A 20328-nucleotide genomic window follows, 5' to 3' on the forward strand; every position below is an offset into this window, starting at 1 on the left:
AGTGGTGGGGCAAGAGCGTTTTGCTTACTTTTGACTGGGCCGGCATTCCGGCTTTTCAAAAGTGAGCCGCTGTCAGAACGGAACCCTAAGTGGCCGTTACCGCAGCAATGGATATGTACACAATCCAACTGTATTGACTGTCAGACCGCCATCGCAGGCAAGCCAGCTCCCACAGTTTGATCGCAGGGAATCAGGTAGATAGGTGTCGGCTGGCAGGCCGCCTTCGCGAGCAAGCCCGCTCCCACAGATTGAACGCGGGGCATCAGCCCGATAGGTGTCGGCTGGCAGGCCGTCATCGCAGGCAAGCCAGCTCCCACATTTGGATCCTAGGGCATCAGGTAGATAAGCGTCGGCCGTCCGGCCGTAGCGGGAGCAAGCTCCCTTGCCACAGGTTCAGCGTCGCTGCGCAGCCAGCCCCCTCATTTACTCCTTCAACACTCGTTGAGCCCTTCACGAAAGCGCAGCGCCATCTTTTTCAGCTCCTGGCGCCAGCCTTCCAACTCTTCGCGGCTCAAAGGCTTGGGCTCATCCTGTTCCAAGGCCACAGCGACAATCAGCGGCTGGGTGACATCCCCCTTGGGCACATGGGGAATACGCGGCGGCTGGAACATATCCGCATGGGCCTTGAGCAGCCGCGCCACCCAACTGTCAGGGCTTTGGGCCATTTCCACCAACTCGGCCAACTCGGGGATGGCCATGGAATCCAGCACTTCACGATTCATGATCATTTCCGCCCGCGGTGCGCCCGCCTGGGGCAAGCGGTAGAACCCGGCGATTTCATGGCACAGCCCCAGCAAGGCACCGTACAGGTGGAACAACGCCGCTTCGCGCCCCGCCTGTACCAGCGCGATGGCATTCATCTCTTTCCCTTCCTCGGCACGGCCAAGGGCCTCCAGGGATAAACCCGCGAAGTAAATTTTCTGATTGGTACGGGTATAGAGTTCGTTGGCCATGACGGCAATCTCCACAACGAATAGGCGTGATGCTGGCTGTGTAGGAGCGAGCTTGCTCGCGAAAAACTTCCAGGCACCGCAGGGTGCCAGGTTTCCCGCGTTTTCGTTAACGATCTTCGCGAGCAAGCTCGCTCCTACAGTAAGCAAAAGCCGTCTATACAGACGGCTTTTGGCGTTAACAGACTAGCGGATCAAGCGCCTTGGCGCTTGTCTTCGACCTTCCACTTGCCACCGTCGTAGAACGCTTTCCAGCCAGTCGGCTTGCCGTCCACTTCGGTCTGCACGTACTGCTCCTTGGTCTTGCGGCTGTAGCGGATCACGGCTGGGCGACCATCCGGGTCCTTCTTCGGCGCTTCACACAGGAAGTGGTACTTCGGATCGATCTCGTCCTTGTGCGGCACGATCTCCATCACCAACGGCGCACGGGTCTCGCGGTTCTTCGGGAACTGGCTCGCAGCCAGGAACAGCCCCGAAGCGCCGTCGCGCAGGATGTAGGTGTCGTTGACCTTCTCGCACTTGAGCTCAGGCATCTTCACCGGGTCCATTTTCGGCGGCGCCGCGTCACCGCTTTTCAGCAGTTTGCGGGTGTTCTTGCAGGTCGGGTTGGTGCACCCGAAGAACTTGCCGAAACGACCGGTCTTGAGCTGCATCTCGCTGCCGCACTTGTCGCATTCCAGGCTCGGGCCTTCATAGCCCTTGATGCGGTAGGTGCCCTCTTCGATCTCGTAGCCGTTGCAATCGGGGTTGTTACCGCAGATGTGCAGCTTGTGCTTCTCGTCCAGCAGGTAGGCGTCCATCGCCGTGCTGCAGATCGGGCAGCGGTGCTTGCCGCGCAACACCAGCGACTCGGACTCACCCTCATCATCAGCCGCAATTTCGTCGCCCGGCACCAGGTTGACGGTCGCCTTGCAGCGCTCTTTAGGCGGCAGGCTGTAGCCCGAGCAACCGAGGAACACGCCGGTGGAGGCGGTACGAATCTGCATCGGCCGACCGCAGGTGGTGCACGGGATATCCGTCATCACCGGCTGGTTGGCGCGCATCCCGTTCTCGGGGTTCTCGGCCACTTCGAGCTTTTTCTTGAAGTCGCCATAGAACTCGTCGAGCACGTTTTTCCAGTCGCGCTCGCCCTGGGCCACGTCATCGAGGTTCTCTTCCATGCCCGCGGTGAAGCCGTAGTCCATCAGGTTGGAGAAGCTCTCCGACAAACGCTCGGTCACGATGTCGCCCATCTTTTCCGAATAGAAACGACGGTTGTGCAGCGCAACGTAGCCACGGTCCTGGATGGTGGAGATGATCGCCGCGTAGGTCGAAGGACGACCGATACCGCGCTTCTCCATCTCTTTTACCAGGCTGGCTTCGGAATAACGCGCCGGTGGCTTGGTGAAGTGCTGGGACGGGTCGAGCTTGATCAGCTTCAACGTGTCGCCCTGGGCCATGTCCGGCAGCACGTCATCATCGCCAGGCTTGGCGATCTGCGGCATCACACGGGTATAGCCGTCGAACTTGAGAATACGGCCCTTGGCACGCAGCTCGAAATCGCCCGCGCCCACGCTGACGGTAGTAGACAGGTATTGCGCCGGCAGCATCTGGCAAGCCAGGAACTGGCGCCAGATCAGCTCGTAGAGGCGCTCAGCGTCGCGCTCCATGCCGCTCAGCTTGGCAGGCGTGGTGTTGGCGTCAGAAGGACGAATCGCTTCGTGAGCCTCTTGTGCGCCTTCCTTGCTGCTGTAGACGTTCGGCTTCTCCGGCAGGTAGGTCTTGCCGAATTCGCTTGCAATATAGGTACGCGCCATCGCCACCGCGTCTTGCGACAGGTTGGTGGAGTCCGTACGCATATACGTGATGTAGCCAGCCTCATACAGACGCTGGGCCATCATCATGGTCTTCTTCACCCCGAAGCCCAGGCGGTTGCTCGCGGCCTGTTGCAGGGTGGAGGTGATGAACGGCGCCGACGGCTTGCTGCTGGTCGGTTTGTCTTCACGCTTGACGATGCTGTAGCTGGAGGCCTTGAGCTTCTCCAGCGCGGCCATGGCCTGGGCTTCGTTCAGCGGCTTGAAGGCCTCGCCTTTCTCACGGGCCACTTCAAAGCGCACATTGGCGCCCTTTGCAGTGCCGAGGTCGGCGTGGACTTCCCAGTATTCTTCAGGGATGAACGCACGGATCTCGCGCTCACGCTCCACCACCAGCTTGACTGCCACCGATTGCACACGGCCGGCGGACAGGCCACGGGCAATCTTCGCCCACAGCAATGGCGAGACCATGTAGCCCACGACGCGGTCGAGGAAGCGACGGGCCTGCTGAGCGTTGACACGGTCGATGTCCAGCTCGCCCGGCTTGGAGAACGCTTCCTGAATGGCTTTCTTGGTGATTTCGTTGAACACCACGCGCTTGTAGCGGCTGTCATCACCGCCGATGGCTTCGCGCAGGTGCCAGGCAATGGCTTCCCCTTCGCGGTCCAAGTCCGTCGCGAGATAGATGGTGTCAGCATCTTTGGCGAGCCGGCGCAGCTCTTCGATGACCTTTTCCTTGCCCGGAAGGATTTCGTACTTGGCCTTCCAGCCATGGTCCGGGTCCACACCCATGCGCGAAACCAGTTGCTTGCGCGCTTTTTCTTTAGGCGTGAGTACCGGACCTTCGCCCGCGGCGGCCTTGCCGCGCTTGGCGGCAGGCTCCTTGCTGGCGCTAGCCGAACCGCTGGTGGGCAGGTCTCGGATATGGCCGATACTCGACTTCACCACGTACTCGTTGCCCAAGTACTTGTTGATGGTCTTGGCCTTAGCCGGGGATTCCACAATGACCAGCGATTTGCCCATGGATCGGAAAATTCCTGAATTCGAGAAGTGAAAGGCAGTTGGCGCCTGACGCGGCAACGCTATATATAGTGGCAACCGGATGAGGTCAAGCGCAGCATTCTGCGCGACCTGCCGTTATTGCCCTGTAAAAAGACTGGCTTCGGCCTGGACCAAAGCAAAGCGCGGGACCTGCTCGCCGTCAACTTCGACGGTCTCCAGGAACATGCTCAAAGGGCGCACCCAAAAGCCGTATTCGCCATACAGCGCTTGGTAAAACACCACTTCTTCTTCGGTTTCAGAGTGGCGCGCCACGCTGAAAACACGGTACTGCGGCCCCTTGTAATGCTGGTAGAGCCCGGGTTCGACTTTCATGCTCTGGCCCTCATGCAAAATTTGTTGAAAAAAAATATTTAAAAGTTCCAAAAAACAAAAACCGGGGCACTGGGCCCCGGCTTCCGTCAACCGAACGTTTAGACGCGTTCGAAGACGGTAGAGATGCCTTGGCCGAGACCAATGCACATGGTAGCAACCCCAAGGTTGCCGCCATTTTGCTTCATCACGTTAAGCAAAGTGCCGGAGATACGCGCACCGGAGCAACCGAATGGGTGGCCCAGGGCAATCGCACCGCCGTGCAGGTTAACCTTCTCGTTCATCTTGTCGAGTACTTTCAAATCTTTCAGCACGGGCAGGGCCTGTGCGGCGAAAGCTTCGTTGAGCTCGAAGAAGTCGATATCGGAGATGGAAAGGCCTGCGCGCTTCAAGGCTTTTTGTGTGGCCGGTACTGGACCATAGCCCATGATCGCCGGATCCACACCCGCCACCGCCATCGAACGAATCACCGCCAGCGGCTGGATACCCAGGTCCTGGGCACGCTGCGCCGACATCACGATCATGCACGAAGCACCGTCGGTGATTTGCGAGGAAGTACCGGCTGTCACGGTGCCGCCCTTTGGATTGAAGGCTGGCTTGAGGGCCGCCAGGCTTTCCAGGGTGGTGTCCGGACGAATGGTTTCGTCGTAGTCGAACAGTTTCAGGAAACCGTTTTCGTCGTAGCCGTTCATCGGGATGATTTCATCCTTGAACTTGCCTTCCACGGTCGCCTTGTGAGCAAGCTGGTGGGAGCGCAGGCCGAAGGCGTCCTGGGCTTCACGGGTGATGCCGTGCATTTTGCCGAGCATTTCCGCGGTCAGGCCCATCATGCCCGAGGCTTTCGCCGCGTAGAGGGACATATGCGGGTTAGGATCGACGCCGTGCATCATGCTGACGTGGCCCATGTGCTCCACGCCACCGACCACGAACACATCACCGTTGCCGGTCATGATCGCTTGCGCAGCGGTGTGCAGCGCGCTCATCGAGGAGCCACACAGGCGGCTGACGGTCTGGCCGGCCGCGGTGTGCGGGATCTGGGTCATCAACGACGCCATGCGCGCGATGTTCCAGCCCTGCTCCAGGGTCTGGTTGACGCAGCCCCAGATCACGTCCTCGACTTCGTTCGGGTCGACCTTGGTGTTGCGCTCCAGCACTTTGCTGATCAGGTGCGCCGACATGTCTTCGGCGCGGGTGTTGCGGTGCATGCCGCCCTTGGAGCGGCCCATCGGCGTACGACCGAAGTCGACGATCACGACGTCTCTTGGATTCAAGCTCATAAATATTCTCGCTCTAGTCGTCTGGGCACTTAACCGAAGAAGCTCTGGCCATTCTTGGCCATTTCACGCAGCTTCGCGGTCGGGTGGTACAGCGGGCCCAGATCAGCGTACTGATCAGCCAGGGCAACGAACTGGGCCACACCGATGGAGTCGATGTAACGCAGCGCACCACCACGGAATGGAGGGAAACCAATACCGTACACCAGGCCCATATCGGCTTCGGCGGCGGTTTCAACGATGCCGTCTTCCAGGCAACGCACGGTTTCCAGGCACAGGGCGATCATCATCCAGTTGATGATGTCCTCGTCAGACACCTCACGCTGTTCGTAGATGACCGGAGCGAGTACTTCGTGCACCGATGGGTCGGCCACTTTCTTCTGCTTGCCCTTCTTGTCGGTCTCGTAGGCGTAGAAACCCTTGCCGTTCTTCTGGCCCAGGCGCTTGGCTTCGTAGAGTGCGTCGACAGCCGAACGACGGTCGTCTTTCATGCGGTCCGGGAAGCCTTCAGCCATGACGTCGCGACCGTGGTGGCCGGTATCGATACCGACCACGTCCATCAGGTACGCCGGGCCCATTGGCCAGCCGAATTTTTCCATGACTTTGTCGATGCGCACAAAATCCACGCCGGCGCTGACCAACTTGGCGAAACCGCCGAAGTACGGGAACAGCACGCGGTTGACCAAGAAGCCCGGGCAGTCATTGACCACGATCGGGTTCTTGCCCATTTTCTTGGCGTAGGCAACGGTGGTGGCCACGGCCAGCTCGCTAGACTTCTCGCCACGGATCACTTCTACCAGCGGCATCATGTGCACCGGGTTGAAGAAGTGCATGCCGACGAAGTTTTCCGGACGCTTGAGGGCCTTGGCCAGCAGCGAGATGGAAATGGTTGAGGTGTTGGAGGCCAGGATGGTGTCATCTTTGACCTGGGCTTCCACTTCGGCCAGCACGGCTTGCTTGACCTTCGGGTTTTCGACAACCGCTTCGACCACCAGGTCGACGTGGCCGAAATCGCCGTAGGACAGCGTAGGACGAATGCCGTTAAGCACTTCAGCCATTTTTGCAGCGGTCATGCGACCTTTATCAACGCGGCCCACCAGCAGCTTGGCGGCTTCGGCCAGGCCCTGCTCGATCCCGTGTTCGTTGATGTCTTTCATCAGGATCGGCGTGCCTTTGGACGCCGACTGATAGGCGATACCGCCACCCATGATACCGGCGCCGAGTACGGCAGCCTGTTTCACGTCCTTGGCAATTTCGTCGTAGGCCTTGGCCTTTTTCTTCAGTTCCTGATCGTTCAGGAACAGGCCGATCAGGCTCTGGGCAGCCGAGGTTTTCGCCAGTTTGACGAAGCCTGCCGCTTCCACTTCCAGGGCTTTGTCGCGACCGAAGTTCGCGGCCTTCTGGATGGTCTTGATCGCTTCAACCGGCGCCGGGTAGTTCGGGCCGGCCTGGCCTGCCACGAAACCTTTGGCGGTTTCGAACGACATCATCTGTTCGATGGCGTTGAGCTTGAGTTTTTCCAGCTTCGGTTGACGCTTGGCCTTGTAGTCAAATTCGCCGCTGATGGCGCCCTTGATCAGGTTCAGCGCGGCTTCGGCCAGTTTGTCCGGAGCTACTACAGCGTCGACGGCACCGACTTTCAGTGCGTCTTCAGCCTTGTTTTCCTTACCGGCGGCGATCCATTCGATCGCGTTGTCAGCACCGATCAGGCGCGGCAGGCGCACGGTACCGCCAAAGCCTGGGTAGATGCCCAGCTTGACTTCCGGCAGGCCGATCTTGGCCGTCGCGGACATGACACGGAAATCTGCCGCCAGGCACATTTCCAGGCCGCCGCCCAACGCGATGCCATTGATGGCAGCAACGGTCGGCACGTTGAGGTCTTCGAAATCGCTGAAGATCTTGTTGGCTTCGAGGTTGCCAGCCACCAGCTCGGCATCGGGCAGCTTGAAGTTGTCGACGAATTCGGTGATGTCAGCGCCGACGATAAACACGTCCTTGCCGCTGGAGACGATCACGCCCTTGACCGAAGCATCTGCTTTGATGGTGTCTACTGCCTGACGCAGTTCGTTCAGGGTTAGACGGTTGAACTTGTTGACGGACTCACCCTTGAGGTCGAATTTGAGTTCGACGATGCCACTTTCAAGAGCCTTAACCGTGATGGCTTTACCTTCGTAAATCATCAACTGATCTCCACGATATGGAAGCTGAACAGTACACACTGGACGCTGGTCTCTGGTTTGACATTGACAGTTGAATCAATGCTCACGCCAATCCGCCAGGCACACCCGCCAGTGCGATAGTCGGGTTTTGTATGAGTCGTCTGACAGGCAAACGCTCAATTCATACGCCCGTTTGATTTGGGTACGCCACCTTCATCCAATTCCGAGCAATTGTCAATCGCTCCAAAGGCTAGTAAAAACGCGACTTTCCAGTCATTTCAGAACCCGGCCCACAGGCGCGCCACCCGTCAATATTCAAATATTCACAGGATCAATAATAGAAAAGATGTGGGAAAAGGCTGTACAGAAAGGAATACACGGCTAGGCTAGCGGCAACCTATAGATTTACCGGCCTGCCTGGCCACCTCCAGCCCGATGATGATGTCGGGCTTTTTATTGCCCGGCTTTCCTGGCTTTTTATTTGCTCGGCTTTTCTGTAGGAGCGAGCTTGCTCGCGAAAACCTGGAGAGCGCCGCGTATAGCCTGGTTTGCGCGTTATCGTTGGCGATTTTCGCGAGCAAGCTCGCTCCTGCAAGGGCGGGGTCAGGCCAGGGCCTTGAGCAGCGCGTCGATATCTTTCAGCACGCTCGCGTCGCCCTTCTCGCCCCAATACAAAGCAATCATCTGTTTGTCGGCCTCGACCTTGTAGACGTTCGCCGGCAGCGTTGCAAAATGCGGCAACAACTTCTCATCCACACAAGGCTCACGCCACTGATTGACCCACAGCCCCGGCTCCAGTTGCCAGTAACTCCAGGTCGCGGGCATGCTGCCACGCCGTGGTCGGCAGTACTGTGCGCAAGGGCTCGGCGGCTCCTGTTTGAGCCAGTGCGGCCACTCCTGAGGCGCCAACTGCATGGCCAACCCGATGCGGCGTGCCTCCATGCGCAGGGCCATGCGCCCGCTCTGTTGGCGCGAAGGACGCAGCCATACCAGGGGGCTCAAAACCACCGCAAGGATTGACACCACTATCCAGACCGTCATATGTGTACTCCCGAATTTCTAGATGAGCGGATTTGATCTGCGGCAACCCCATCCGCTTGAAAGCAGCCATACTGAATTTATTGCAGTCCCCTGGAGGAACGCCTCATGCCCTACGAACATATTCTGGTCGCTGTCGACCTGACCGAAGAGTGCGATCCGGTGATCAAGCGCGCACAGGAATCCGCGATTGCCAATGGCGCCAAACTGTCGTTGGTACACATCGTCGAGCCCATGGCCATGGCCTTTGGTGGCGACGTGCCGATGGACCTTTCCCAGCTGCAGCAGCAACAATTCGACCAGGCCAAGGAGCGCCTGGACCGCTTGATTCTCAAATACCCGCACCTGAAAAAGGAAGACTGCCACCTGACATACGGCCAACCGCGCCAGGAAATCCACCACTTGGCCAAGGAAAAGGGTTGTGACCTGATCGTAGTGGGTAGCCATGGGCGACACGGTTTGGCGTTGCTGCTGGGCTCGACCGCCAATGATGTATTGCACGGCGCGCCATGTGATGTACTGGCCGTCAAACTGGTAAAGAGTTCGTAAGACCAATGAAGGTCTAATGTGGGAGCTGGCTTGCCTGCGATAGCGGTGTATCAGCCACCCGATGCATCAACTGACAGACTGCTATCGCAGGCAAGCCAGCTCCCACAGTTGAATCGTATTTCATATTAAAAAGCCCGGCGCTCATAGAAGAGTGCCGGGCTTTTTTATTGCGGTGCGATCACTCAGGCATCCAACTCGGCCCAACGCTCAACCAACGCTTCCAGCTCCTGGTTCAGCGTCTCCAGGGAGGCGATGACCGTGGCGGTTTCTGCCGCAGGGCGCAGGTAGAAACCGGCGTCAGCCATTTGCGCTTCCACCGCAGCAATCTGCTGTTCCTTGGCGTCGATCTCACCCGGCAAAGCTTCCAGCTCGCGCTGCAACTTATAGCTCAGCTTTTTCTTGGCAGGCGCAGCGTCAGCAGCCGGTGCAGGCGCCTCGGCAGCAACGGGAGCAACTACCGCCGTGTTCAGGTCGGCCTTGCCCGACTTGCTTTCGGTTACGCCCAGCAGGCGCGGCGAGCCGCCTTGGCGCAGCCAGTCCTGATAACCGCCCACGTATTCACGCACCTTGCCTTCACCTTCGAAGACCAGGGTGCTGGTGACCACGTTGTCGAGGAATTCCCGATCGTGGCTGACCATCAGCACGGTGCCGTTGAAGGTCAGCAGGACCTCTTCCAGCAGTTCCAGGGTTTCCACGTCGAGGTCGTTGGTCGGTTCGTCGAGCACCAGCAGGTTGGCCGGCTTGCTGAACAGCTTGGCCAGCAGCAAACGCGCACGCTCACCACCAGAAAGGGCCTTGACCGGCGTGCGCGCACGTTGCGGGCTGAACAGGAAGTCGCCCAGGTAGCTGAGTACGTGGCGGCTCTGGCCGTCGATATCGATAAAGTCGCGACCTTCGGCGACGTTGTCGATCACGGTCTTTTCCAGGTCCAACTGGTGACGCAACTGGTCAAAGTAGGCCACGTCGATGCGGGTGCCCTCTTCGACCTTGCCGCTGGTCGGTTGCAGGCCGCTGAGCATCAGCTTGAGCAAGGTGGTCTTGCCGGTACCGTTGGCGCCCAGCAGGCCGATACGGTCGCCGCGCTGCAGGACCATGGAGAAGTCCTTGATCAGGAACGGGCCGTCCGGGTGATGGAAGCTGACGTTTTCCAGCACCATCACTTGCTTGCCCGACTTGTCGGCAGTATCGAGCTGGATATTGGCCTTGCCGGTACGCTCACGACGTTCGCTGCGCTCGACGCGCAAGGCTTTCAAGGCACGCACGCGGCCTTCGTTACGGGTGCGACGAGCCTTGATGCCCTGGCGGATCCAGACTTCTTCCTGGGCCAGTTTCTTGTCAAACAGCGCGTTGGCAGTTTCTTCGGCGGCCAGGGCGGCTTCCTTGTGTACCAGGAAGCTGGCGTAGTCGCCGTTCCAGTCGATCAGGCCGCCACGGTCCAGTTCGAGGATGCGCGTGGCCAGGCTCTGCAGGAAAGCACGGTCGTGCGTGATAAACAGCACGGCGCCCTGGAAGTCCTTGATGGCTTCTTCAAGCCAGGCAATGGCGCCGATGTCCAGGTGGTTGGTCGGTTCGTCGAGCAGCAGCAGGTCCGGCTCGGACACCAGGGCCTGGGCCAGCAACACACGACGACGCCAGCCGCCGGACAATTCGGCGAGGGTCTTGTCGGCCGGCAGTTGCAGGCGGCTCAGGGTGCTGTCCACCAGTTGCTGCAAGCGCCAGCCGTCACGGGCTTCGAGGTCTTGCTGGACGTGCATCAGCTTGTCGAGGTCTTCCTCGGTAACGCAGTTCTGCGCCAGGTGATGGTATTGCGCGAGCAACTCGCCAACGCCGTCCAGGCCTTCGGCAACCACGTCGAACACTGTCCGTCCGTCGGCCACCGGCAATTCTTGCGGCAATTCGCCGATCTTGAGGCCCGGGGCACGCCAGACAGAGCCGTCATCGGGCTTCTGGTCGCCTTTTACCAGCTTCATCATGCTGGACTTGCCGGTGCCGTTGCGGCCGATGATGCACACCCGCTCACCACGGGCGATCTGCCAGGACACCTTGTCCAACAACGGCATGGCGCCGAAAGCAAGGGACACATCGCTGAATTTGAGCAGGGTCATACGCTTCTCCAAAAACTGGGCGCGCATTCTACCTGATGTGAGGGTGGGATGCGGTCGGCATTTTCTCTATTGACACGTTCTGTAGGACATTTCCGGCGAACTTGAACGAACCAGCCGGCAAAGCTTTCGCGGGCCGCTGGCAAAAGGCTAAGCTAGGGGCAATCAGTGTCGGCAGTGCCGGTGCTAGTCGTGATTTCTCTGCACGGACGTCTCATGCGCAGTCGCCTTTTCAACTTTTTATCTTGTCTGCTTCTTTCCGCCACTGCCGTTCAATCCGCCCAGGCGGTGGACCTCACCACTCAACGCCAGTATTACGATCAAGCCAAACGTGCCCTGGCCAAGGGCGACAGCGGCCCCTACATGCAATACAGCCAAGCCCTGGCCGATTACCCGCTCACGCCCTACCTGGCCTACGACGAGCTGACCGCGCGCCTGAAAACCGCGAGCAACGAGGAAATCGAACAATTCCTCGCCAAACACGGCGACCTGCCTCAGGCCAACTGGATGAAACTGCGTTGGCTGCGCTGGCTGGCCGAACGTGGCGATTGGCAGACCTTTGAAAAGTACTACGACACCAAGCTCAATTTCGTCGAACTGGACTGCCTGCATGGCCAATACCAGCTCAGCCACAACCTGAAGGCCGAAGGCTACAAGACCGCCGAAAAGCTGTGGATGACCGGCAAATCCCAGCCAGCCGCCTGTGACGCCACGTTTGGCCAGTGGGCCGCTGCCGGCCAACTCACCGAGCAGAAGATCTGGGAGCGCACCAAGCTCGCCGCCGAAGCGCGTAACTACGCGCTGGCCAATAGCCTGGTGAAAACCCTGCCCACCCTCGGCGTCCAAGGCCGCTTGATGGTGGACGTAGCGCAAAAGCCCGACATGCTCAGCGACCCGTCACGCTTCCAGCCGGCCACCGAGGCCATGGCTGACGCGGTGGGCCTGGGCCTGCGTCGCCTGGCGCGCCAGGATCCGGACAAAGCCATGTCGCTGCTCGACGGTTACGCCAGCAGCATGCACTTCTCCCGTGACGAAAAAGTGTCGATTGCCCGCGAGATCGGCTTGACCCTGGCCAAGCGCTTCGACCCGCGCGCGCTGGAGGTCATGACCAAGTACGACCCCGAGCTGCGCGACAATACGGTCTCCGAGTGGCGCCTGCGCCTGCTGTTGCGCCTGGCACGCTGGGAAGACGCCTACCAGTTGACCCGCAAGCTCCCACAAGACCTGGCCACCACCAACCGCTGGCGCTACTGGCAGGCGCGCAGCCTGGAGTTGGCCGAGCCGAAAAACCCGCAGGCTTTGGTGCTGTACAAAAACGTGGCCAAGGAGCGCGATTTCTACGGTTTCCTCGCTGCTGACCGCTCCAAATCCCCTTACCAGTTGAACAACAAGCCGCTGGTGATGAGCCAGGCCCTGGTCAACAAGGTCCGCAACACCCCAGGCGTGCGCCGGGCCCTGGAGTTCTACGCCCGCGGCCAGATCGTCGACGGTCGCCGTGAGTGGTACCACGTCAGCCGTCATTTCAACCGTGACGAGATGGTCGCCCAGGCCAAATTGGCCTACGACATGAAGTGGTACTTCCCGGCGATCCGCACCATCAGCCAGGCCCAGTACTGGGACGACCTGGACATCCGCTTCCCGATGGCTCACCGCGACACCCTGGTGCGCGAAGCCAAGGTACGCGGCCTGCACTCCAGCTGGATCTTTGCCATCACGCGCCAGGAAAGCGCGTTTATGGATGACGCCCGCTCCGGCGTTGGCGCCAGCGGCCTGATGCAACTGATGCCCGGCACCGCCAAGGAAACCGCGCGCAAGTTCAGCATCCCGCTGGCCTCCCCGGCCCAGGTGCTGGACCCGGATAAAAACATCCAGCTCGGCGCTGCGTACCTGAGCCAGGTGCACAGCCAGTTCAACGGCAACCGCGTGCTCGCCTCCGCCGCCTACAACGCCGGCCCCGGCCGCGTGCGCCAATGGCTGCGCGGCGCAGACCACCTGAGTTTCGACGTGTGGGTGGAAAGCATCCCCTTCGACGAAACCCGCCAGTATGTGCAGAACGTGCTGTCTTATTCGGTGATCTACGGGCAGAAGCTCAACTCACCGCAGCCGTTGGTGGATTGGCATGAGCGCTACTTCGACGACCAGTAGGAGCGAGCTTGCTCGCGAAGACCGTCAACGCTAACGCGTGCTTCCTGGATAAACGCGGCGCCTGTGAGTTTTTCGCGAGCAAGCTCGCTCCTACAGAGGGTCCATTGCCCGCATCGAGAGATGCGGGCATTTTTTATTTCACCTGTTCAGCTCCATCACTGAACTGCAACGCCGCCAACCGCGCATACAGCGGGTTGCTCGCAATCAACTGCTGATGCGTGCCCACCGCCACCAGCTTGCCCTGGTCCATCACCGCAATGCGGTCGGCATTCTTCACCGTGGCCAAACGATGCGCGATCACCAGCGTGGTGCGCCCCTGCATGAGCTGCGGCAGGGCTTGTTGGATCAGGTGTTCGCTCTGAGCGTCGAGGGCGCTGGTGGCTTCGTCCAGCAGCAGGATCGGCGCGTCGACCAACAAGGCGCGGGCGATGGCCAGGCGTTGGCGTTGGCCGCCGGAGAGGCCCTGGCCACTTTCGCCGAGGTGGGTTTGGTAGCCGTCGGGCATTTGCAGGATGAAGTCGTGGGCGTGGGCAATACGCGCGGCGGCTTCCACCTGGACGGTGGTAGCGGACGGGTTGCCGTAGCGGATGTTGTCCTCGACGCTGCCGAAGAACAACGCCGGGCTCTGGGACACCAGGGCGAAATGGCGCCGCAGGTCCAGCGGGTCAAGCTCGGTCAGCGGCTGGCCTTCGAGCAGGATGCGGCCTTGCTGGGGGTCGTAGAAACGCAGCAGCAGGTCGAAGATCGTCGATTTGCCCGCGCCGGACGGCCCTACCAACGCCAGGGTTTCGCCCGGGTTGATGGTAAGGTTCAAGCCATCGATGGCGTAGCTGTCCGGCCGCGACGGGTAGGAAAAGCGCAGGTCCTGCAGTTCCATGCGGCCGCTGACCCGTTCCGGCAAACGTACGCCGCCTGTGGCCGGCGCCTGGATGTCGTTGCCTGACTGCAACAGCTCACCGATACGCTCGGCTGCCCCGGCGGCACGCTGCAACTCGCCAAGCACTTCGCTCAGGGTGCCGACGGCGCTGCCGACAATCAGGCTGTAGAACACGAACGCCGCCAGCTCACCGCCGGAAATGCGCCCACTGATCACGTCCATGCCGCCCACCCACAGCATCACGCCCACCGCGCCGAGCACCAGCATGATCACCAGGGTGATCAGCCAGGAGCGCTGCAAGATGCGCTTACGTGCGGTGATGAAGGCGTCCTCGACGGTGACGGCAAAGCGCTGTTCGTCCTGCACCTGATGGTTATAGGCCTGCACCGTCTTGATCTGGCCTAATGTCTCGGCGACATAGCTGCCGACGTCCGCAATGCGGTCCTGGCTTAAACGCGACAGGCCGCGCACCCGGCGCCCGAAGATCAGAATTGGCGCGAGCACCAGCGGCAGCGCCACCACCACGATGCTGGTGAGTTTGGGGTTAGTGATAAACAGCAACACGATGCCGCCGATGACCATAAGGGCATTGCGCAGAAACAGCGACAGCGATGAGCCGATCACCGATTGCAGCAAGGTGGTGTCGGTGGTCAGCCGCGACTGGATTTCCGAGCTGCGGTTGTTCTCGTAGAAGCCTGGGTGCAGGTAGATCAGGTGGTTGAACACTTGCCGGCGAATATCGGCCACCACCCGCTCGCCAATCCACGACACCAGGTAAAACCGCGTGAAGGTGCCCACGGCCAGGCCAAGCACCAACAGCATGAACAGGCCGATGGACTGGTTGAGCAGGTGCGGCGACTGGGTCATGAAGCCCTGGTCCACCAGCAGGCGTATGCCCTGCCCCATGGACAAGGTGATGCCAGCGGTGACGATCAGCGCCAACAGTGCGCCAAGCGCCTGCCAGCGGTAGGGCGCGATAAAGCGGCTGGCCAGGCGAATCGCACTGCGTTGACGGATGGAGAACATGGGAGGGTCACCAATGGAGAGTCTGTACCTCAACATTGGGGGAACTTGAGCAAATAGCAATGAGTCAGGTTAATTATGCCCGCCGATGCAAGCCGCTAGAGGCTATCGGTCTAAGCCTGATCTGGAAATATGTACCGGTTTCTGGTGGACTGGGTGTTCGAACCGATGAGCGTGTAAGGAGTTGTAACAGCGCGTTCATGCGGGGGAATTAAAGTAGGTACACAACCTGATGAGGAGACAGGCCATGACCTTGCAAAATAGCAGCGACGCCAAAATTGAAGTGATCCGCCAGCCGCAGCAGCTGCCTTGCTCGTATATCGATGCCAAAGGCCAGGAAGTGCAGATTACCGAAGAAATGATCCAGCAAGCCTGCAGCGAGCTGGAACAGCGACTGGCCAAGCCTGCCCCGCGAGGCTGAAGCGCCCACGCTCTTTCAAACCCGGCCCAGGTGGCCGGGTTTTTTATGCCCCCCTGTAGGAGCGAGCTTGCTCGCGAAAAACGTCAACGATAACGCAGCGTTTCTGATTTAACGCGGCGCCCTCAGGTTTTTCGCGAGCAAGCTCGCTCCTACAGTTATAGGTTATAGGTGTTCGGCGCCCAGAGCAGTGACGATCTGTGACAGCACCGCCGACTCCCCGTTGATGCGCACCTTCAAGCCATCGATCTCGCGACGCTCCGGATAGTGCTTGCGCAGCAGGTCAAAGGCCTGGCGCTGTTCCTGCACGGTACCTACCAGGCTGCGACGGAATTCCGCATCGTCACGGCGTGGGTCGTACACACTGCGGCACAAGGTCGCCAGCGCCCAGGCCGGGTCGGTCGTAGCGTTGAGGTGCATCTCGGCCAGCCAGGGCGCAGGAAGCAAATCACTCAGCTGGATACTCGGTTCCTGGCCCAGGTGCGCGCACAGCGCCTGGTAAATCTGCGCGGTGCCGCGCTGTTTGCCATCGAGGCTGTAGCCGGCGATATGGGGCGTGGCCAGCACGCACAGGTCAGCCAGGTCGACGTCCACCTCGGGTTCGCCTTCCCACACGTCCAGCACCGCTTGCAGGTCTTCGCGCGCCAGCAACACCTCGCGCAGGGCGGCGTTATCTACCACTGCGCCACGGCTGGCGTTGATCAGCCAGGTGCCCGGCTTTAGTTGTTCCAGGCGCTGGCGATCAAACAGATGCCAGGTTGAACCATTGCCGGACTTGATCAGCGGCGTATGCAAGCTGATCACATCACATTGCTCGATGATCTGCTGCAGGCTGACGTAATCACCGTCTTCGGTGACCTGGCGCGGTGGATCGCACACCAGCACATTCCAGCCCAGGCCCTTGAGCACCTTGACCAAGCGCCCGCCGACTTCACCGGCGCCGACGATGCCGTAAGTGCGTTGCTTGAGGTCGGCGCCTTCGATTTCAGCCAGGGTCTGCAAGCTGCCGAGCACGTAGTCCACCACCCCGCGCGCATTGCAGCCGGGTGCGCTGGACCACTGGATACCTGCTTGCTTGAAGTAGTCGAGGTCCAGGTGGTCGGTGCCGATGGTGCAAGTGCCGACAAAGCGCACCTTACTGCCCTCGAGCAGGGCGCGGTTGACGTTGGTCACCGAGCGCACCAGCAGTACATCGGCCTGCTCGACCGTGGCGCGGTCGATGGAACGGCCGGGCACGCGGCGAATCTCGCCAAACCCTTCGAAAAATGCATCGAGCAGCGGGATATTTTCGTCGGCAACAATCAGCATGGCAGGCTCCTTTGGCGGATTGGCAGTGTACAGAAGATCCTGTGTAGGAGCTGGCTTGCCTGCGATTGCATCGACCCGGTTTGCCTGATGTACCGAGGTGCCTGCATCGCAGGCAAGCCAGCTCCCACACAGGATCAGCGCAGGCCTTGGAGCATTGCTTACAAATCCCTAACACAGGTTTTTTCCTGACCACTGCGTCAACGCGTAGAATCCGCCGTCCTTGCGACTGCCTTTTTATTGGACACCTGTACGTGAACACTGCCACCGCTACCCTCTCCCGCCCCGCCCGCATCAGCCGGGAAGTGCGCGGCCTGCTGACGCTGGCCTTGCCGATCATGATTGGCCAACTGGCAACCACCGCGATGAGCTTCGTCGATGCGGTGATGGCCGGGCGCGTGAGCCCGCAGGACTTGGCGGCGGTGGGCCTGGGTAATTCGATCTGGATCCCGGTGTACCTGTTGATGACCGGTACTCTGCTGGCCACCACGCCGAAAGTTGCCGAGCGTTATGGCGCGGGCAAACTCACCGAGATCGGGCCTCTGGTGCGCCAATCGTTGTGGTTGGCCGTGGTGGTCGGCCTCTGCGGCGCGCTGCTGTTGCTTTGCGCCGAGCCGATCCTGCATGCCATGAAGGTCGAACCCGACCTGATCGAGCCGTCCATGGGCTACCTGCATGGCATCGCCGCCGGTATGCCGGCGGTTGCGTTGTATTACGTATTTCGCTGTTTCAGTGACGGCCTGGGCCGTACACGGCCGAGCATGGTCATGGGCTTGTGCGGGCTGGCGCTGAATATTCCGCTGAACTACATCTTCATCTACGGCCACTTTGGCGTACCGGCCATGGGTGGCGTGGGTTGTGGCTGGGCTACCGCCATTGCGATGTGGGTGATGATGATCGGCCTGGCCATCTGGACGCGCTGGGGCGCGGCCTATCAAAGCAGCGAATTGTTCAAGCGCTTCGACTGGCCGCAATGGACGGTGATCAAGCGCATATTGGGCATAGGCCTGCCAATTGGTGTGGCGATCTTCGCCGAGTCGAGCATTTTCGCGGTGATTGCCCTGTTGCTTGGCAGCCTGGGCGCTACCGTGGTGTCCGGCCATCAGATCGCCCTGAACGTCAGCTCCCTGGTGTTCATGATTCCCTATTCCCTGAGCATGGCCGTCACCGTGCGGGTCGGCCAGGCGTTGGGGCGCGGCGAACCCCGGGAAGCTCGCTTCGCCGCCGGCGTCGGCATGGGCACCGCCCTGGCGTACGCGTGCTTTTCCTGCAGCTTGATGCTGCTGTTTCGCGAGCAGATTGCAGCGATCTACACCCCCGACCCGGTGGTGATCCACTTGGCGTCGATGCTGATCGTGTTCTCGGCGTTGTTCCAGTTCTCCGACTCGATCCAGGTCACCGCCGCGGGCGCATTGCGCGGCTACCAGGACACCCGGGTGACCATGGTGCTGACCCTGTTCGCCTATTGGGGCGTGGGCCTGCCGGTGGGTTACGCCCTGGGCCTGACCAACTGGCTCGGTGAGCCCAGCGGCCCGAGCGGTTTATGGCAAGGGCTGATCGTGGGCTTGAGCTGTGCGGCGGGGATGTTACTGGTGCGCCTGGCGCGCAGTGCACGCCGACGCATTCGGGCCCTGTAGGAGCGAGCTTGCTCGCGAAAAACGTTAACGATAACGCAGCGTTCCTGATTTAACGCGGCGCTCTCTGGTTTTTCGCGAGCAAGCTCGCTCCTACAAGGGTTCCGGGTCACTCGGCTTTCTTGCGGATCCAGTACAGGTAGGTGCCGGCGGCTTCCTGCTGATCAACCAGTTCGTGGTCGAGAAACACGCAGAACTTGGGGATATCGCGACGGGTCGACGGGTCGGTCGCGATCACCTTGAGCAGGCCGCCCGCCGGCAGGTCACGGATGTGCTGGTGCAGCATCATCACGGGTTCCGGGCAGTTGAGGCCGGTGGCGTCGAGGGTGCCGTCAACCGGCAGTTCAAGACTCATACTTCACTCCTAAAACTAACCCGGACTCCTGTGGGAGCGGGCTTGCCCGCGATGACGGGGGCACATTCAACATAAATTTCGACTGTTATACCGCTTTCGCAGGCAAGCCAGCTCCCACATTTAATATCAGCGGCTTTTGGATTTCTTTACATCTACCAGGCGGCGCAGGTGACAGGTCACTTCTTCGCGGTCGTGGTACAGCTGTTTGCAGCCAATCTCCACACGAATGCCGCGCGCCTTGAAGCCCTCTTCGATGCGCTCAAGCAAACGCTTCACCTCGGCGTAACGCTGCTTCATCGGCAACTTCAGGTTCACCACCGCCTCGCGGCAATGCCCTTCGCCAATCCAGGTTTCCAAGAGTGCCGCGTTGCGCGCGGGCTTCTCGACGATGTCGCAGACCATCCAGTCTACCGGCTGCTTGGGCACGAAGGTGAAGCCGTCGGCCATCAGGTGCTGCACCAGGCCGGTGTCCATCAGGCTTTCGGCCATGGGGCCGTTGTCGATGGCGGTCACCAGCATGCCACGGTTGACCAGTTGCCAGGTCCAGCCGCCCGGCGCCGCACCGAGGTCGACGCCGGTCATGTCGCCGTGCAGGCGCTCGTCCCACTGGTCACGGGGGATAAAGTGGTGCCAGGCTTCCTCCAGCTTGAGGGTCGAACGGCTGGGCGCGTCACGCGGGAACTTGAGGCGCGGAATGCCCATGGGCCACATCGCCGAGTTGTTCGATTCGGCCAGGCCCATGAACACTTCCCGGCCGCTCTTGAAGGTCAGCAGCAGGCGCGGCTTGCTCGGGTCGTCCACCAGTTTGCCGGCGTTAAGCAGGGCTTTGCGCAGGTGCACTTCGAATTTCTTGCAGAAGTTGGACAGTTCCTTGCCGTCGTTGGTGTCGACCATCTCCAGCCACAAGCTGCCGCACACGGGGAATTCGCGCAGGTGGGCGAGGATCACGCTGATGCGGTCGGTTTCCGGCAGGTCGATAAACACCCCGCGCGCCCACTGCCGGGGGAAGATCAGCTCGGCAAAGCGCTGGCCGTGCATCAGGCGCTGGGCGCCATCTTCTTCGGTGCAGACAAATTCGGCGCAGGCGCTGCCGGTCTTGGCCTTGGCGTAGCCGGAAACGTTCAGGCGCGCGGCATGCTCCGCGATCTCGGAACAGACTTCGCCTTCAAAACCCGGGCGGCAGTGCATAAAAAGGGTGTTCATTGGATCTCCTGGTGAATCAACTGGCCTTGCGCTATCGCAATACCTGTCATGAAAACGCGCGCATGATAGCCGAGTTCGGAACCTTGGACTCAGCGATAGAGTCCAGTTATTAGCCTGCTAATGAAAACAGCG

The 20328-nt window shown here is 60.4% G+C and carries 15 protein-coding genes; 4 read left to right on the top strand and 11 right to left on the bottom strand.

Features of this window, described 5'->3' with window-relative positions:
• Positions 1-431: 431 nt before the first annotated feature.
• The 6 genes from DK871_RS18255 to DK871_RS18280 all read right to left on the bottom strand — a co-directional run bounded on the left by DK871_RS18255 (position 432) and on the right by DK871_RS18280 (position 8588).
• The gene (locus DK871_RS18255; protein WP_003189653.1) at positions 432-953 is read right to left on the bottom strand and encodes a DUF6586 family protein; all 522 of its coding nucleotides are present in this window, start codon (positions 951-953) and stop codon (positions 432-434) included.
• Between the two features lie 191 nt (positions 954-1144).
• Positions 1145-3766, bottom strand: a complete 2622-nt coding sequence (topA, locus tag DK871_RS18260) for a type I DNA topoisomerase (protein ID WP_161906184.1) — start codon at positions 3764-3766, stop codon at positions 1145-1147.
• 114 nt (positions 3767-3880) lie between these two features.
• Complete coding sequence (locus tag DK871_RS18265; RefSeq protein ID WP_161906185.1) at positions 3881-4117, bottom strand: DUF1653 domain-containing protein; 237 nt, start codon at positions 4115-4117, stop codon at positions 3881-3883.
• 98 nt (positions 4118-4215) lie between these two features.
• Positions 4216-5391, bottom strand: a complete 1176-nt coding sequence (gene fadA / locus DK871_RS18270; RefSeq protein ID WP_003189650.1) for an acetyl-CoA C-acyltransferase FadA — start codon at positions 5389-5391, stop codon at positions 4216-4218.
• 29 nt (positions 5392-5420) lie between these two features.
• Entirely contained in the window at positions 5421-7568 is a 2148-nt protein-coding gene (gene fadB / locus DK871_RS18275; protein ID WP_003189649.1) for a fatty acid oxidation complex subunit alpha FadB, read from the bottom strand.
• Positions 7569-8150: 582 nt separating this feature from the next.
• A complete protein-coding gene (locus DK871_RS18280; protein WP_161906186.1) occupies positions 8151-8588 on the bottom strand; it encodes a hypothetical protein in 438 nt (145 codons plus the stop codon).
• Between the two features lie 105 nt (positions 8589-8693).
• Here DK871_RS18280 and DK871_RS18285 point away from each other — a divergent pair, with 105 nt between their 5' ends.
• Complete coding sequence (locus tag DK871_RS18285) at positions 8694-9134, top strand: universal stress protein (protein ID WP_161906187.1); 441 nt, start codon at positions 8694-8696, stop codon at positions 9132-9134.
• A gap of 182 nt (positions 9135-9316) precedes the next feature.
• Here DK871_RS18285 and DK871_RS18290 read toward each other — a convergent pair whose 3' ends face one another.
• Positions 9317-11239 (bottom strand): ATP-binding cassette domain-containing protein, encoded by a 1923-nt coding sequence (locus DK871_RS18290; protein ID WP_161906188.1) that lies wholly within the window; start codon positions 11237-11239, stop codon positions 9317-9319.
• A gap of 213 nt (positions 11240-11452) precedes the next feature.
• Here DK871_RS18290 and DK871_RS18295 point away from each other — a divergent pair, with 213 nt between their 5' ends.
• Positions 11453-13381, top strand: coding sequence for a transglycosylase SLT domain-containing protein (locus DK871_RS18295; protein ID WP_069558102.1), 1929 nt, complete (start codon positions 11453-11455; stop codon positions 13379-13381).
• A 133-nt stretch (positions 13382-13514) separates the two neighbouring features.
• On the opposite strand, the gene DK871_RS18300 is transcribed toward DK871_RS18295, so the two are convergent.
• Positions 13515-15320, bottom strand: coding sequence for an ABC transporter ATP-binding protein/permease (locus tag DK871_RS18300; RefSeq protein ID WP_375139746.1), 1806 nt, complete (start codon positions 15318-15320; stop codon positions 13515-13517).
• Between the two features lie 208 nt (positions 15321-15528).
• Between DK871_RS18300 and DK871_RS28660 the strand changes: the two genes are divergently transcribed.
• Entirely contained in the window at positions 15529-15702 is a 174-nt protein-coding gene (locus tag DK871_RS28660; RefSeq protein ID WP_178116064.1) for a PA1571 family protein, read from the top strand.
• 162 nt (positions 15703-15864) lie between these two features.
• Here the strand turns inward: DK871_RS28660 and pdxB are convergent, their stop codons facing one another.
• Positions 15865-17007: a 4-phosphoerythronate dehydrogenase PdxB gene (pdxB, locus tag DK871_RS18305; RefSeq protein ID WP_161906190.1), complete on the bottom strand. Its 1143-nt coding sequence runs from the start codon at positions 17005-17007 to the stop codon at positions 15865-15867.
• Positions 17008-17258: 251 nt separating this feature from the next.
• On the opposite strand from pdxB, the gene DK871_RS18310 reads away from it, so the two are divergent.
• Positions 17259-18641: an MATE family efflux transporter gene (locus tag DK871_RS18310; protein WP_161906191.1), complete on the top strand. Its 1383-nt coding sequence runs from the start codon at positions 17259-17261 to the stop codon at positions 18639-18641.
• A 106-nt stretch (positions 18642-18747) separates the two neighbouring features.
• Here the strand turns inward: DK871_RS18310 and tusA are convergent, their stop codons facing one another.
• A complete protein-coding gene (gene tusA / locus DK871_RS18315; RefSeq protein WP_161906192.1) occupies positions 18748-18993 on the bottom strand; it encodes a sulfurtransferase TusA in 246 nt (81 codons plus the stop codon).
• Positions 18994-19119: 126 nt separating this feature from the next.
• The gene (gene rlmM, locus DK871_RS18320) at positions 19120-20196 is read right to left on the bottom strand and encodes a 23S rRNA (cytidine(2498)-2'-O)-methyltransferase RlmM (RefSeq protein WP_032892859.1); all 1077 of its coding nucleotides are present in this window, start codon (positions 20194-20196) and stop codon (positions 19120-19122) included.
• Between the last annotated feature and the right edge of the window lie 132 nt (positions 20197-20328).

Source organism: Pseudomonas sp. L13, from assembly GCF_009935965.1.
In the GTDB taxonomy this organism is placed as follows: Bacteria; Pseudomonadota; Gammaproteobacteria; order Pseudomonadales; family Pseudomonadaceae; genus Aquipseudomonas; species Aquipseudomonas lactis.